The 15,416-nt window shown below is 50.3% G+C and carries 14 protein-coding genes; 1 reads left to right on the plus strand and 13 read right to left on the minus strand.

All coding sequences use genetic code 11. The features are described from left to right. Positions 1-3 precede the first annotated feature (3 nt). The 5 genes from PXY01_RS15415 to PXY01_RS15435 form a co-directional block, all read right to left on the minus strand. Positions 4-1,821 carry an ABC transporter ATP-binding protein gene (locus PXY01_RS15415; RefSeq protein ID WP_127570907.1) on the minus strand — a complete coding sequence of 606 codons (1,818 nt, stop codon included), beginning with the start codon at positions 1,819-1,821 and terminating at the stop codon, positions 4-6. Positions 1,822-1,883: 62 nt separating this feature from the next. Further along, positions 1,884-2,423: a TlpA family protein disulfide reductase gene (locus PXY01_RS15420; RefSeq protein ID WP_127570908.1), complete on the minus strand. Its 540-nt coding sequence runs from the start codon at positions 2,421-2,423 to the stop codon at positions 1,884-1,886. 14 nt (positions 2,424-2,437) lie between these two features. Next, positions 2,438-2,950, minus strand: a complete 513-nt coding sequence (locus PXY01_RS15425) for a MauE/DoxX family redox-associated membrane protein (protein ID WP_127570909.1) — start codon at positions 2,948-2,950, stop codon at positions 2,438-2,440. A 717-nt stretch (positions 2,951-3,667) separates the two neighbouring features. Then, the gene (locus tag PXY01_RS15430; RefSeq protein WP_127570910.1) at positions 3,668-4,570 is read right to left on the minus strand and encodes a hypothetical protein; all 903 of its coding nucleotides are present in this window, start codon (positions 4,568-4,570) and stop codon (positions 3,668-3,670) included. Continuing rightward, entirely contained in the window at positions 4,563-5,534 is a 972-nt protein-coding gene (locus PXY01_RS15435; RefSeq protein WP_127570911.1) for a helix-turn-helix transcriptional regulator, read from the minus strand. The genes PXY01_RS15430 and PXY01_RS15435 overlap by 8 nt, the downstream gene beginning before the upstream one ends. 284 nt (positions 5,535-5,818) lie before the next feature. Between PXY01_RS15435 and PXY01_RS15440 the strand changes: the two genes are divergently transcribed. Continuing rightward, positions 5,819-6,577: an exodeoxyribonuclease III gene (locus PXY01_RS15440; RefSeq protein WP_127570912.1), complete on the plus strand. Its 759-nt coding sequence runs from the start codon at positions 5,819-5,821 to the stop codon at positions 6,575-6,577. A gap of 65 nt (positions 6,578-6,642) precedes the next feature. On the opposite strand, the gene PXY01_RS15445 is transcribed toward PXY01_RS15440, so the two are convergent. The 8 genes from PXY01_RS15445 to PXY01_RS15480 all read right to left on the minus strand — a co-directional run bounded on the left by PXY01_RS15445 (position 6,643) and on the right by PXY01_RS15480 (position 15,371). Continuing rightward, entirely contained in the window at positions 6,643-6,990 is a 348-nt protein-coding gene (locus tag PXY01_RS15445; protein WP_246027963.1) for a DUF4190 domain-containing protein, read from the minus strand. A gap of 336 nt (positions 6,991-7,326) precedes the next feature. Then, positions 7,327-8,205, minus strand: a complete 879-nt coding sequence (locus PXY01_RS15450; protein WP_127570914.1) for a carbohydrate ABC transporter permease — start codon at positions 8,203-8,205, stop codon at positions 7,327-7,329. Positions 8,206-8,218: 13 nt separating this feature from the next. Then, positions 8,219-9,100: a carbohydrate ABC transporter permease gene (locus PXY01_RS15455; RefSeq protein ID WP_127570915.1), complete on the minus strand. Its 882-nt coding sequence runs from the start codon at positions 9,098-9,100 to the stop codon at positions 8,219-8,221. Between the two features lie 101 nt (positions 9,101-9,201). Beyond that, positions 9,202-10,482 (minus strand): extracellular solute-binding protein, encoded by a 1,281-nt coding sequence (locus tag PXY01_RS15460; protein ID WP_373864300.1) that lies wholly within the window; start codon positions 10,480-10,482, stop codon positions 9,202-9,204. Between the two features lie 329 nt (positions 10,483-10,811). Beyond that, a complete protein-coding gene (locus PXY01_RS15465; protein ID WP_127570917.1) occupies positions 10,812-12,536 on the minus strand; it encodes an AAA family ATPase in 1,725 nt (574 codons plus the stop codon). 299 nt (positions 12,537-12,835) lie between these two features. After that, entirely contained in the window at positions 12,836-13,783 is a 948-nt protein-coding gene (locus tag PXY01_RS15470) for an acetamidase/formamidase family protein (protein ID WP_127570918.1), read from the minus strand. A gap of 49 nt (positions 13,784-13,832) precedes the next feature. Next, the gene (locus PXY01_RS15475; protein ID WP_127570919.1) at positions 13,833-14,633 is read right to left on the minus strand and encodes a hypothetical protein; all 801 of its coding nucleotides are present in this window, start codon (positions 14,631-14,633) and stop codon (positions 13,833-13,835) included. Positions 14,634-14,936: 303 nt separating this feature from the next. Next, a complete protein-coding gene (locus PXY01_RS15480; protein ID WP_127570920.1) occupies positions 14,937-15,371 on the minus strand; it encodes a MarR family winged helix-turn-helix transcriptional regulator in 435 nt (144 codons plus the stop codon). Between the last annotated feature and the right edge of the window lie 45 nt (positions 15,372-15,416).

Raw genomic sequence — 15,416 nt, forward strand, 5'->3', positions numbered from 1 at the left:
GGCTTAAGACACCTTAGCCTGAACATCAGCTTCTTGGTACCATTGTGACTGTGTCTTGAACATCGCCGCATAATGGCCGTTCTTGGCCATCAGCTGCTCATGGTTGCCCTGCTCGACTAATCTGCCGTCCTGTAGGACGAGAATCAAATCAACCTTCCTGCAGCAGCCAAGACGGTGGGAAATAAGAAGCGTCGTCTTGCCTTCGGCGATATTAATGAAATCGGTTAACACCTGCTGCTCGGCAATCGGGTCCATCGCTGCCGTTGGTTCATCCAAGATAATGACGTCCGCATCTTTAATCAACGCCCTTGATAAAGCGATTTTCTGCCACTGCCCCCCCGAGAGCTCATGTCCCCCCTCAAAAAGAGGCCCCAGCATCGTATCCAGACCATTCGGCAATCGGCTTGCAATTTCGCCAATACCCGTTACTTCCGATACATTGGCCCATTTGCCATTGCTGCCGATCGCATCTGGATTGCCGATAAACACGTTCTCCCGCATCGTCAGCTGATAGTGGACAAAATCTTGAAAGATGGCGGCAACATGCTTCCGAAATTCACGTGCGTTCGCCTCGTCAATCGCTGCGTCGTCATAATATACCTGACCGGCGCTCGCCTCATAAAGCCCAATTAAGCATTTAACCAGCGTGCTCTTGCCAGATCCGTTCTCGCCTACAATAGCTACCGTTGCGCCAACCGGAATCTCGACAGATATATCGCGGAGCGAGAACGTATCATTGTTGGGATATTGAAAGCTTAATCGATCGACCGTAATGCCCCGTTTCAGCGGAAAATGTATTTGCCGGCCCGACTGCCTCTCTTCCTCGATTGCCGTGAACTGCCGAAACTCATAGGCGAACAAAGCTTCCTCGTACATTTGGGACAGATTCAATGCAATGGCTTGGAACGTATTCCCAGATGTAAATATGGCCTGAATCAAGGCGGCGAAGATTCCGATCCCGATAAACTGCTGCGTCATCCCCCACACCAGAAAACCAATCGTAATCAGCATACCTAATCCTTGCGCTGCTTCGGCCACCAAATTCATCCTTACGGCACGCCACTCCAATCTTTGCTGCTCACGAGCGTTGTTCCGGAATGCACGCGACCACAATTCGATTAAGTATCCGCCGGCATCGAATACTCTGATTTCCTTGGCCTCGTCCCTGCCGAGCAGAAGCCGGAACAGATAGTTCATCCTGCGTACGGTCGGCGTTAACCATTTGGTCTGCCAAAAATGCCATTCACCGGCAAGCATATTTACGATTACAAGCGGTAGTGCCAGCGCAAACATAATGAAGCCCAGCATCCAATGATAACTCAAGAGGATTACGATGATCGTACTTATACTCATGCCGTTCTTCAGCACACTCATAAACGCATGCGAAATGTTCAATACGCGATTGGATAACCCTTGCGAGACACGCTGCAGCAAATTGTGGTGTTCCGGCTGATCGAAATACATTAACGGTATTTTCGTGGACTTCTCTACAAGCTGCTTATCTAAATGATAAGATGCTGCATAAGCCATTTTCAGCCTGACAATCCGGCCGACTCCATTCAACACGCTTGTCAGTCCAATAACGGCCGCCATAAGGAGAAGGACCCACAAGGCATCGCGGAAATCCCCGCTGCCATCGTTAGCCACAGCAACAGCAGCCGAATCGACCAATCTCTGCACCAAGACGATATGAACGCCAGGAATTAACCCTTGCATAAGATTAAGCCCTGCCGAAACAACGAATAGGAGAGGAGCCGCCTTCGCAACTTGAAACAGTAAGCTGGATACGCGGCTAATAATCTTCACTTTGTCGGATCCCATATGAACCCATTTCCTATACAATCCCTTTCCTATCACCGGTTACGATTTCCCCCCTCGCCAGGTTATGCTGCTTTCCACTTCTCCTGCTCACCCACCTCGATCAAATATTCCATATCACTCTCGTTGTTAACCGTTCCTTTGGCCAACACTTTACCCTCAGACGATAAATAATAAGCAAATGGTATAGCAGTAACGCCCATATTATTAAATTCATCGAAGTTGGATGGAATAACGGGAACAGTTTGTATGACGTTTTGTTGGATCTCGCTTATCTCCTCGCGCTCGCCATCCATTAAGGTGACAATTGGAATACCTTTTTTCTTCTGGAATGCATCCAATAACGGATATAACGGCTTACAGAAGTTGCAATTGACTGATGCATATAGCACAATCGTCCCATCTTTCGAGCCGTTAATAATTTTTACTTCCTTGTCGTTATTGTCCTTCATGGCTGGAACGGGAAACAGCTGTCCACGGCCGAGACCCGCGTCTTGATGATATAAAAATTTCTTGGTCGCCTTCTTAATCGTCATGAGCACCGATACTGCAACCAGTATCATGAAGAGCCATTGCGATACGACAGCATATTCGAATAGACCCATCGTTATCTCCTCCACTACACATGTTTGCGGTACGCCGCTAACGAATTCGCCAAGACATAGCTGCCGAACAAGTTGACGGATAAAATAAACGACCATAATAGATCGGTCAGCTCCATGTCCGAGGTGTTCGGAATGATGCTCTTTTTATACAGAACGAACAGGCCGATCGCGATCATTAGAATTACGCGAACCGCCGTTTTCCATCCGAATTGTTCGTCGATCATACTTCCGAAACAATTGCACTTCAGCTTCTTACTTTTTCCTCTAACGATTGCCCACAAGAAAGAAGCCGTCAGCATGAACAGACCGATAAGGCTGAGCATGCGCAGCTCCTCGAACCATATGCCGATCCCGACGACAACTTCTGCAAGCGGTAAAATCCATATGACGAGGGAAGCAAGCTTACCTGAGATACCTAATCTTTTGAGCGTCACAAGAAAGTCGGCTCTGCCTACCCATTTGGGAATTGCAGCGAATAGCAATAACACCGATAACAGCATCATTCCAACCATGACTAGATCAATCAATGGAACCCCACCTTTTAACGGTAATAAAAACGGAAGTGAACAGTCGAACTGTCCACTTCCGCCAAGCTGTTACTAGCAGTTGCAGTAACCGTATACTGCACCGTTTGAATTCATGCATAGATTTACATAATTGGCGGGACCACATTTATTAGTAGTGCACAAACATGCCATCAATTTCACCCCCTTTGCTTCATTGGATTGCCTTGCTCGTTCATTATCACATGCTGAATATTGTGGTACAATGATACCGAATTCCTTATTTTATTATATTTGGGAGTAATAGGAGTAATGTCGCGGTCACTTGTTAGTGAATTGGTTCTAAAGTCTCTCTTATAGGAGAGGCACCGCCTCGCAACATCCTTACAACCGTTACTGTAGTTGGCTTCTACTCGATAAGGTCTATAGTAGGAGCCCTTCTGTTGTTTATCTTTTCTTTCTAAAATAGGTACGGTTCCTTCCATCTTTTATCTCATTTTGAACCTACTCTAGTCTTAATTTGTATATGTCGACTTTCCTCTTAGTTTGTCATTTCCTATCGCAAAAAAATGTAAGCGATTACATACCGAAAGTAGATTTTTAGTCCAATAGAATTACCCTAACGATTTCTCCTCTAGAGTTTGCAATAAAAAAGCCATCTCGAAAGATGGCTTGGCTTCTATAACAATAAGAGAACTGTTTATTTAAGAAGAAAGAAGCTCTCAAGAGAACCTTGGCCTTCTACACCCTATCTATTTCAATACCATACGAGCGCAGCGTCCGAAGCCGGTCTACCGTAACCCATCCACGCCACTCTTGCAAGCCGGCCTCACTAATCGCATCGAAGTTAATCGGCCATCCCCCATCATCCTGCTGCTGCTCCATCAAGACCTGAAGATGCCGCTTCACCTCCTCATCCGTCATGAACCGGCCAACGTAATCTCCTACCAGCGGAGCCCAATCAAGCACCTTGTGAACATAGCCCGCCGCATAGGGATCCTTCTCGATTGCACCGGACTGACTCAGCCATTCATCGAGTGTAGGCCGAATACGCTCCGCTCGCTCCCGATCGGGTGTATGCTCGAGGAACGCGATCCACTGCACCGCATCGTGATACTGGATCGGCTTTGCAGTCTCCAAATATGTCCATACGTATGATAAGCATCGCTCAAACGGCTCGCTCTTCGTCAGCTCCGGAAGCGTCTGCTGCTTATATAGCAGGGCAATCAGCCGGCCAGTCGGGTTAATCCAGGGCTCGTCGTACTTGTCCGTCCTCCACCATGGCATGTGCGGATAATCTCTCGAGCTGCGCGTCACAAATGGCAGTCCGCCCTCTGGAAGCACGGATGCTTGCAGATAGCGGCCGATCCCCTCTAGAACGACAGAATCGAAGCACTCGATCTCATCCATAATCATAAGAGCCGTCTCCGTCGCCACCGGTTGGCTGTGCGGGCAGCGAAGGTCCGGCTCGAGGGCATTACCGAACCCGCCATCGGCATTCTGATAAGCACGCAGCGCCTCAATAACCGCCTCTTTCGATCCGCCTTCAAAGTGATACTCGAATCTTCTTCGGTCAAGCAGTCTCGCATTGTTGTAAATGAACGATCTAGCTTTGTCCAATATGCTTCCTGTTGATTTACTCAAGACTATCCTCTCCCTCCGCGGCCTTATAACGGTCCGCCAATTGATTGAACATCTGGTGCAGCTGGCGGCGAAGCTCCTGGGGCTCGATAACCTCCGCATCCATTCCCAGTGTAAAAAACAATCGGACCGCCCAGCCCCATTCCGATGCCGGACACTGGAAGTCAAGCTCCCACTCGTCACTTGTCAGCTGTTTGACCAGCTCACCGACATGCGGGTCCTGCTCAAGCAGCAGCGCTCCGCGGTAAGTCAACCGAGCCACAATACGCGTCGTGGCAGAAGCCCGATTATCTGTCTCCTTGTCCGCATCAGCAGCTGCCGTATCGAGCTTTGGCGCCGTCTCTGGCGCTTCGGTAACGATCACCGATTCGAAGCGGTCCACCCGAAATGTTCGTACCTCGTCATGCTCAGCGGAATACGCCTCGCAATACCAGAAGCCATGCGCGGTGTAGACCCGCTGCGGGCGCAGCAGCAGCTCGCTGCGCCGCCGCTCCGACCGGTACTGTGCGCTTATCCAAGCGCCAGATGCCGTATGCTCGATCAGCGCAGTCAGATAAGGTGCCGAAGCTTTACGCTCCGGCACCTCCAGCTCGACCTGCTGGAGCAATGGCTCGATCTCATTCAGCGTTCGCGGCGGCATGGCAGCGCGCAGCTTGTCAAGTGCCGTCCAACGTGCACGGTTAAACGGTGAGTCCGCCAGCTTAGTCGTCGCCCGAAGCGCGAATAGAACGGCCAGCGCTTCCTGCGCGTCTAGCTGCAGCGGTGGCAGCTTATAGCCTTCCACCAAACGGTAACCGCCTGTTGGACCCGATATCGCATAGATCGGAACGCCGATCTCCGATAGAGACTGCATGTCCCGCAATACCGTCCTGCGCGACACTTCCAGCTTATCTGCTAGCGACTGCGCCGTCTCCTGCCGCTGCTGCAGTGCCATCAGGATTGCCATTAACCGATCTGACCGCTTCATCGCTTACCTCCTGTCCACTCCTATTCTATCAGCCCTATGGTGACAACTCGTCTGTCACCAATTTGCAGATTCAATCGAACGAATTACCCGCCTGTCATACAACTGGCTGCACGGTCCACAGCAGCGGATACAGCCGCCTCGAATCAGGCATAACCATGCTACCCCTGTTCTTTCCGCCAGTATACGGCGTCCAGCCGCTCAATACAAACGTCAATCTGTCCTTCCCGAAGCAATCCGTGCTAAACTAACGGTTATACAGCAAACGATGCAAGGAGAACGCCATAATGAAACTAGTATCTTGGAATGTTAACGGCCTGCGCTCATGCGTGACCAAAGGCTTTCTCGATTACTTCCGGGAGATGGACGCTGATCTGTTCTGTCTGCAGGAGACGAAGCTTCAGGAAGGGCAGATTGAGCTGGAGCTTGGCGAAAGCTACTCGCAATATTGGAACTACGCCGTGAAGAAAGGCTATTCCGGAACGGCTGTCTTCTCGAAGATTAAGCCACTGTCTGTACGATACGGAATCGAGGAGGACTTCGAAGAGGAAGGCCGAATATTGACGCTTGAATTCGAGTCCTTCTATCTCGTGAATGTCTATACGCCGAATGCAAAGCGCGACCTGTCTAGACTCGACTACCGGCTTGAATGGGAGGACCGATTCCGTCATTACCTACTGCAGCTGGATGCGCTGAAGCCTGTAGTCGTGTGCGGAGACCTGAATGTCGCTCATCGAGAGCTCGATATTAAGAATGCGAAGTCGAACATCGGCAGCTCCGGCTTTACCGATGAAGAGCGGGGGAAGTTCACGGAACTGCTCGCTGCCGGTTTTGTCGATACCTTCCGCTACTTATACCCGGACCGGGGCGATGTATACAGCTGGTGGTCGTTCATGCCGAAGGTGCGGGAACGAAATATCGGCTGGCGGATCGATTACTTTCTCGTCTCAGCCAGACTCGCCCCGGCGATTACAGAGGCGGAGGTTCATACTCAAGTGCTCGGCAGCGACCACTGTCCGGTGTCGGTGACGCTGGCGCTGGAATAAACGATTCTTGACGATGCAAAAGGCGGCAAGCCTCTCTTATACGAGACGCCTGCCGCCTATTCCCGTTACTGGGCTTCTTTATTCTTTATCGAATCCAGATAATCCTGGAGTGAATCATAGTTGTTCAACACATAGATAACTGTAATAATCATAATAATGTATAGAATCAGCATGATGATCCCGATGATCAGACCGGCAATCGCCATGCCGCGCCCTTGCATGCCATTACGCTTAATATCTTTGAACGAGAGAAAGCTAAAAATAATAGCCAATATAGAAGTTACAAAGCCAACATAAGGAACCAGCCCCGCGATGCCTAGAACAAGGGCCGCAATCGCTTTACCGCTTGTTTTCGTTCTGATCGGCGGCTCATTGTACGAAGAGAAACCAGAATTCAAAGGTTGATTATTCAACGTTAAACCTCCTATGAACTTATAAATTAGTATGGATAACTATATTATAACTAAAAGTTTCTATTTGTTACATAAGTTTTGATATCGTCTTTCACCCGAGTTCTCGTAGGGAGCCTAATCCTGATCCACAACCTCATAGTTACCGAATTTTATGTCTGTTTTATTTTTATGATATAGAGCTCCAGATATGTACATCCCGACATTATTTGTAATTATCTTCTTACCGCGAAAGCAGCCTCTAAATTAAAAAACCTCCTATTCCAACGATAATCGGAGCAGGAAGTTCATTGGGCATTACCTCTAAAGCTTATACCGCTGCCATGACTCATAAATGACTTAACCTTTAACCGAGCCAGCTGCGATACCTTCAACGATTCGATCACTTAAGAACAGGAACGTAATGAGAATCGGCAAGATACTGATCATCAGCGTCGCACCAATCGCCCCCCAGTCCGTCGTGTACTGGCCGATGAAGTTCTGTACGCCAACGGTCAACGTCTTAAGCGTATCAGAGCTGATGAACGTGTTGACGAATATAAATTCGTTCCAGTTGTATATCATGTTGATGATCGCCGTTGTCGCAAGCACGGAGCTCGTCATCGGAAATACAATGCGGAAAAACATTCGGTTGACGGAGCAGCCGTCAATAACCGCGGCTTCTTCAACCTCTTTCGGCAGAGCATAATAGAAGCCCAGCAGAATCATAATCGTAATCGGCATGTTGAATGCTACGTACGTCAGTATAAGCGATACCGGTGAGTCGGTCAGATTCGCTCGATTAAACATGCTGAACAGAGGAATAAGCGTCGAGTGAACCGGAATCATCATCGCCACCATGAACAGACCGAGAACGAGCGAGCTGCCTTTCCACCTCATACGGGTAATCGCGTAAGTAACCAAGCTTGCGAGTATAACCGTTAACGCTGTAGAAACGGCCGTCAGCCACACGCTGTTAATGAAATACTGATCAATATTTCCCGCTTCCCATACCTTCCGGTAGTTCTCCCAGCGAGGATGGGTAGGGATAGCGAACGGGGGAAGACTGAACACCTCCTGATTATTTTTGAGCGAGAACAACAGCAGCCATACGAGTGGAAATAGCTGCAGCACAGCGACAGCGATCAAGATAATGTATAGAACGACATAGCCGATTCTGCGTGCGGATGCTTCCTTCGGGCTCATCGCCCCCGCGTCCGCTTGTCCAACAGACATCATGAAGCGTCCCTCCTTACGAATATTGAATCGTATCTTTCGTTACGGTCAGCTTGCGAATAATCCAAGTGGCAACGAGACAGATAATAAGCAGGGCGAAGCCAATTGCACTGCCATAGCCGAAGTCATAGGCACGGAATGCCGTATGATACATATACGACGCCATTACCTCACTCGCACCGTTCGGACCACCGTCGGTCATAACGTAGATCAAGTCGAAATATTTAAGCGAGCCGACAACCGCAAGAACGATCGTCACTTTAATCACTTCCAGCACGAGCGGAAGCTTAATCTTATATGCGATCTGGAGCGAGGTGGCGCCGTCGATCTTAGCTGCCTCTTCAAGCGATGTCGGGATATTCTTCAGTGCGGCGTAATAGATGAGAATGTAAAAGCCCGCATACTGCCACAATATCGGGATAAATAGAGCTAGCAGCACCAGCGAAGGCTCTGCCAGCCATGCGGGAGGGTTATTAACGCCGAGCGATTCCAGAAAGGTATTCATAATACCGCTTGTCGGATGGTAAATTTTCAGCCATAGCTGCGCGATTGCAACTGACGATAGCAGCATCGGAATCAGATAAATTTTGCGGAACAGGTTGGCTCCTTTGAGCTTAGCGGCAAGCACCATTGCAATGGCGAGATACACAATAAGGCTAAGGGCTGAGAATACAGCAAGCAGAAGGGAGTGCTTCGCGCTGTCCCAGAACTTGGAATCCTTCATCAGCGTCGTATAGTTATCGAGACCGACAAACTTCATAGGTCCGATACCGTTCCACTCATTCAGGCCGTAGTAGCCTGTAAGAACGATCGGAATATAGACAATGGCTAAGATCAAAATGAGAGAAGGCAGCACATACAAAGCAATCATTTTCTTATTTGACATTACTTTATCCACTAGAGCCGTCTCCTTTCCTCGCACTGGAATACAACGGGCGGGCCTGCCCAGTGCTTCGAACCGGATAAGCCCGCTCGCGTCTTACAATCATTCAGCTGTTATCAGCTGCCCTTCTTGATCGCTGCATCATGCTCTTCTGCGAATTTCTCAGGTGTAGTCTCCTTACCGAAGAGCGCTTGGATCATGTTCAGATGCGTTTCGGCCGCGTTAGCCTTCATCTGTACATCTGCAAACAGCGTTATGCTGCTCGCTTGGTTCATTTCGTTGAACAAATCGATGTACAGCTGCGGCAATTGAATTGCTGACGTGTCAACCTTCGTAGCCGGAATGACGCCAGCTCCTGTTACCGATTGCTCGCCCCATTTCGTGACGAAATATTCAACGAATTTCTTCGCTTCATCCTTCACCTTCGAGTTTTCAGATACGAACAGGCCTACGCCCGGACCACCCACCCAGCTGTTTACATTACCTTTGCCTCCGTCAACGGCAGGGAATTTGAAGAATCCTACGTTGTCGCGGAAGTCCTGCGGAATCTCCTCGTTCGTCGTGAAGTTCGGCAGCTCCCAGGTGCCCATTAGATACATAGCCGCGTTGCCGTTCAGAAACTCGGATTTCGCTTCTTCATTCGACAGGCCGTTGAAGCCTTTGACGAATGCTTTTTGGTCGACGAGTGTTTGCACCTCCCCTGCCGCTTTCAACAGATCCGCATTTTTGAACGACTCCTCGCCCTTGATCGCCTTCGCCACAGTTTCTTGACCAGCGAACCGTTCAGCCAGATACATGTACCAGAGCGAGCCTGTCCAACGGTCTTTGTTCCCGAGCGCAATCGGAGCTACGCCGTTGTCTGCAAGCGTCTTTACGATGTTTTGGAATTCTGCATAGGTTTGAGGCGCCTTCAGGTTATATTTCTCGAAAATCGCTTTGTTATAATACACAGGCGCAATATTGAATTCGAGCGGAAGAGCATACGTGCTGCCGTCGATGTTGTAAGCCTCAGTCGTGCCGGCTACAAATTTATCTTTCAGATCACCGCTGAGCAAATCGTCTACAGGAGCGAACAGCTTGCCTTCTACATAAGGCTGCAGGAAGCCTGCTGCCCAAGTAACGCCTACGTCAGGCAGCTGCTTGGAAGCTGAAAGTACCTTCAGTTTGTTCTTATATTGTTCATTGTCCAGCACTTCCTGCTTAATCGTAACGTTCGTGTGCTCCTGCTGATACTCATTGATAATCTGGTTTACAATCTTGTTCTGACCTGCGGATACTCCCTCCGGCCACAAGTGCATAAAGTTAATCGTTACTTTACCGCCGCCTGCATTCGTCGTTCCGCCGTCGTTATTGTTGTCTCCACTTTCGTCTTTACCGCCACATCCGGCCGCAACCATCACGAGGCAGAGGGTCAATAGGAGCACCGTCCACTTTCTAAACACGTTTACAACCCCTTCTTTCGAAAATATAATGCGTGTTTTTCCAGCTGTATCACCCATTGTAGGAACGCGGCCCCGACGTCAAAAGGGCAGGAGGTAGGGAAATCACCTATCATCCGCGCCAGCTCTACCGTTTGGACTCGCTTAGTTTTGTCCAGCGATTCCAACAAATATTCAAGCAGCTCCATACTTTAACGTTCAGGCTGAACTCATGGAATGACAGCGCGAAAAAGCAGCCTGCGATCGATACGCAAGCTGCTTTACGTGATAATCTCCACATAATAGTCTCAATTCTGCTGCTCTTCATCCGCCACAGTCGTCCGAACGCTCTGATGAAGCTTCTCGAGCTGTGCGCTCGATTTCACCACTGGAGGCTCCGGCCGGGCATGACCATACAATTCGATGTAGAGCCGTTCGATCTCCTCACCTGTCAGATCTCCCTGATTAAGCAGCTCCTTCGCAATCAAATGAACGAACTCCGCATGTGTGTCGAGCAGACTCTTCACCTGATTCATTTGGTCGTTCAGCAGCTCGTTAATTTTCGGCCGGAGCGCCCGAAGCCCCTCTGCTCGGGAGCCTAGTGCCAGCCAGCTGAACAGCTCATCGCCCATACCGACGATGCCTAAATAGGCGCCCGCAAGCTCCGTTGCCTGCTTAAGATCGGACGTAACGCCATTAAGCTTTTTGCCTAGGAACAGCTCCTCAGCCGCCCGCGCTGCCAGACAGACCTGGATTGCCGCAAGAATTTCGCTGTCGCTTCGGTTGTAACGCTCGCTCATTGGCTTCGTTGCCGCTAGACCGAGCGCGCCGCCACGGCGAATAATGGTGACCTTCCACACTCGCTCATGCGGCTTGAGCAAATATTGCGCTACCGCATGCCCAGCCTCATGATACGCCACGTTCCGCTTCTCATCCTCGCTCATCGATCGAAGCGGCTGCTTAAGCCCCCATTCGTACGTCTCCATCGCCACCCGGAAATCGGCATAACCAGTCACCTTGCCGCCTCTCTGATGGGCAATGACGACCGCTTCATTCACGATATGCTTAATTTGGGCCGGGCTGTAACCGACCGTGTCGAGTGCCGCGCGCTCCGGCGTCAGCGATACGCCTCGGCGTACCTTCTTCAAGTAGTAGCTGAACACGTCGACGCGTCCATCGAAATCCGGACAGTCGACCCACAGCTTCCGGTCGAACCGTCCCGGTCTCAGCAGCGCATCATCCAGCACGTCCGGCAAATTCGTCGCGCCAATCGTTAGAACGGCCGGCCGCTCCGCCTTCTTCCTCCGGAGTCCGACCGAGCGAAGCAGCTTGGCGATTGTGCTATTATCGACATTCGGCGGGTCCATCTGCAGCAGCAGCTCGTTCAACAATCCAGCTCCGCCCATCCCCATCATACCCCCGAGCATTCCCGGACCTCCGCCACTCTGCCGCTTCATGCCGATGGCGTCAATCTCGTCAATAAAAATAATACAGGCCCCATAGATGCGCGCGAGCTTACGTGCTTTCTTATAGAGGTTCATCACCTTCAAGTTGCCGACGCCGAAAAACATGTTCTGAAAGCTCGGTGCTGAGGCGTAAGCGAACGGAACCTGCGCCTCATTGGCGATAACCTGGGCCAAATACGACTTACCAGTGCCCGGCGGACCGCAGAGCAACAGTCCGCGCACCGCCTCGCCGCCCATCGCTTTGAACGATTTCACACCGCGCAGCAGCGTTACGATTCGCTTCGCATTCTCGACGATTTCAGGATTGCCGCGGTAATCATCCCAGGTGGAGCCCGTCTCGCCAGGCAAAATCCAATACGTTCGCCCTCGCGCCAGAAACCAGAACAGCGCCACGAACTGGACGATCATGAACAGCATGGCGAATACGAGATTCAAGGCAAGACCGAGAAGACTGTAGGCCACCTCCCACGTCCTCGGCGCCCCGGACCACATTAGCAAGACAATGACGGCCAGAACGGTAAGCCGAATAAACCGTCTGCGCCATTTGATCGCCAAATAATCCTTCATGGTCTCCACTCCCGTAGCAATCGGATTCAACGAGCCAATCCCATCAATGGATCTCCACGTAGGCTAACTACTCTCAGCATGGAAGCTCTATTTGATAACTACTATTTCAGAAGCTGCAAAATAGAACAGGACTCACTCGTCTTGTCATATTACGTTTTGATTGCATGGATAAAGAATGAACCTCTAAGCCACAGCAGCAAAAAAGCCGGGATATCCATTATGGATTCCCGGCTTGAGCCTCGACTTGATTTATACATAATTGAGCCGCATCATTTTCTCCTGACTATTGGCCAGTCTCGTTAAGACATTTCAGAATGCAAAGCATGATGGGGCAGTACGGCGTGAACGCCTTTGACACCGTTGACGACCTGCGTAATACGCAGATCGACAACCGCACTCCCTAGCGCAATAGCCTCCACTCGATTCAAGCCATACAGCCTGCCCATCAGATTCAGCATTCCATCCATCGCCTGTACGGTTGCCTCATTCAAATCTTCATGAAATCCAAATGTAATCCAACCGATGTCTGTATTCGCTATAGGCAGTGTGAGCGGCATATCCTCATGGACCTGGAACGTCAGTCGAGCAGACTCCATCGGACATTCTATTGCCTGGCAGCTTATCTCACCGTCGCCCTGCGTCGCATGCCCATCACCGGCGAAGAAATATGCGCCATCCACCGAAATCGGCAAATATAGACGACTTCCGACGGTCAGCTCTTTACAATCGATATTGCCTCCACTGAAGCGAGGCGGCCAGGTGGAATGAATTCCACTCTCCTCAGGAGGCATGCCCAAAAAGCCGAGAAACGGACGTAGTCCAACGGAGAACGCTCGATCCTTGATCGTCGTCCAGCCAACACGAGTAACGGAATCCAGCTTCCATTCTAGAACGATTTCTTCATACTCGGTTAATCCGAGCATCCGGTTCTGCCAGTTTGGATATTGTCCAGCAGCGGTGAAGCCGTACGGACCTGGGATAAGCTCGTCAATCCGTACCTCCAGCGTCATTCCTTTCCTTGCCCCGTTAATATAGACAGGACCGCATAACGCATGTCCAAGATCAATCTCCGGACGGCGCTCGTAAGGCTTAAATCGCTGACCCTCGGAAGAAGAAGTACCCCATCCGGCGTCAAACAAGGAATATTGAACCGAATCCCCAGATTGAATCGTCACTACTGGCTTGAATTCAGCCGATACCGTTCCATACATACTGTCTTGATCGGGGTAAATACGATGGACTGCCATAGCATTTAGCCTCCCTTGCAGTTGTTATAGACATTCCCTTCACCGTAATCTACTTCTGATCTTCTACACCTGCCGAGCCAGCCTCTTGCGAATGGGTCGGAGCCTCGGCTGCAAATTCACCATCTCGCCAGCGGTAGATGACATCTTTATATCCCGTTTCTATATCGTAATATTTATTCAAGAAGGCCGTATTGTCCACTTTAGGGTACCGGATTGAACCGCGGTGGTCTGCCGAATATAAAATTGTCAGTATATGCAGACCATCCTCGTCCACCGTCACCATAGCATATTCATTGCCATTGCTGCCCGCCCACTGGCCAATTGTAAAATCCGGATTACCATCTGCGTTGTAATCATCAAACAACAGCTCGAACGGCTCCTGTGCCTTAAAACTAACCGTTCCGTAATGGCTGAACACGTCGTTAAGCGGCATTCCCGGCAGCGTCTTCCCATCCGCCGTAACGGCCTCTATCACGAATGCCCCATACAGGAACGTACCTTGGAACGGTCCCGGGGTATCATCTGTCATCTGCTTGCCAGACTTGAGCCATACTCTAACGATCGTCTCCCCTCCGCTGGCCTCAGCCGTACCTTCCGCGATCAGCCTAGGTGAATCGATGGGGATCTCCCTTTCACTCTCCTGCTGCTTTGGTTGCGCCACCGACTCTTTACCTGTCGTGTGATCTATCACAACGGTTGACGCTGGCATGGCCCCCAGCCCGCCATCACTGCCGCCAGGCGGCCCGTGCCTCTCATTCTGGCAGGCGCTCGCAAGCAGCACCGCTGTGATTCCTAGCCCTACAAGCTGTGCTCTCGACATGATTATAGCTACGCGGCTCCTTTCTCCCAAATGTCTGTCTCATTTCATTTAAATAGACGACTTCTTAAAGATATAGTTGCATTATACAGCCTACTCGTTCACTCTTTCTCCAAATTTGACCATACTGTTATTCGTTATCCAATATAGTAGAGGAGGCCGGAGGAATCGTATTTAGCAGACCGCATGATCATGACGGAATGTACGGCGCCGGATTCTCAGATCTGGACGGTCATCGATGGAACCTGCTCTATATGAGAAGCCAAGCCTCGCACTTAGCATCCAAAATAAAAAGCTGATAACGGTTAGCCGTTAGTCAGCTTATTTTATCTACTCCTAGATTTCGAACACCCTCGTCCTCAACAGCTCCATCGCCTTCTTCAGTTGCTCCAGCTCCTCGTCGGAAGCCGGTCCGATTCGGCCCAGAAATTCCCGCTTCATATGCGCGAACGCATCGTCCATAAACTGCTGTCCTGTCGGAGACAATCGAATGTATTGCTTGCGCTTGTCCTCCTCCGCTTCAGACTTCTGACACATGCCTTTATCCGTCAGCTTCTTCAATTCACGGCTCGTGTTCGGCATTGATATATGCAGGCAATTGCTAATTTCGCTCAACGTCACAGGCTGCGATACGGCTATGTACTCCAGTATCCCATATTGAACCGGTGTAATATCGCCCAGCGGCAGGTCCCGCTTCATCTCGTACAGCGTCTGATGAACGGATGTGACGAACGATACCATCTCGTAAAATAGCGCTTTGTGCTGGTCCATTAGTCTCACCCTCTCCCCGTTAAGATATCAAAATATTTATCATAT

This window comes from Paenibacillus xylaniclasticus, from assembly GCF_004001065.1.
Taxonomy (GTDB): domain Bacteria; phylum Bacillota; class Bacilli; order Paenibacillales; family Paenibacillaceae; genus Paenibacillus_T; species Paenibacillus_T xylaniclasticus.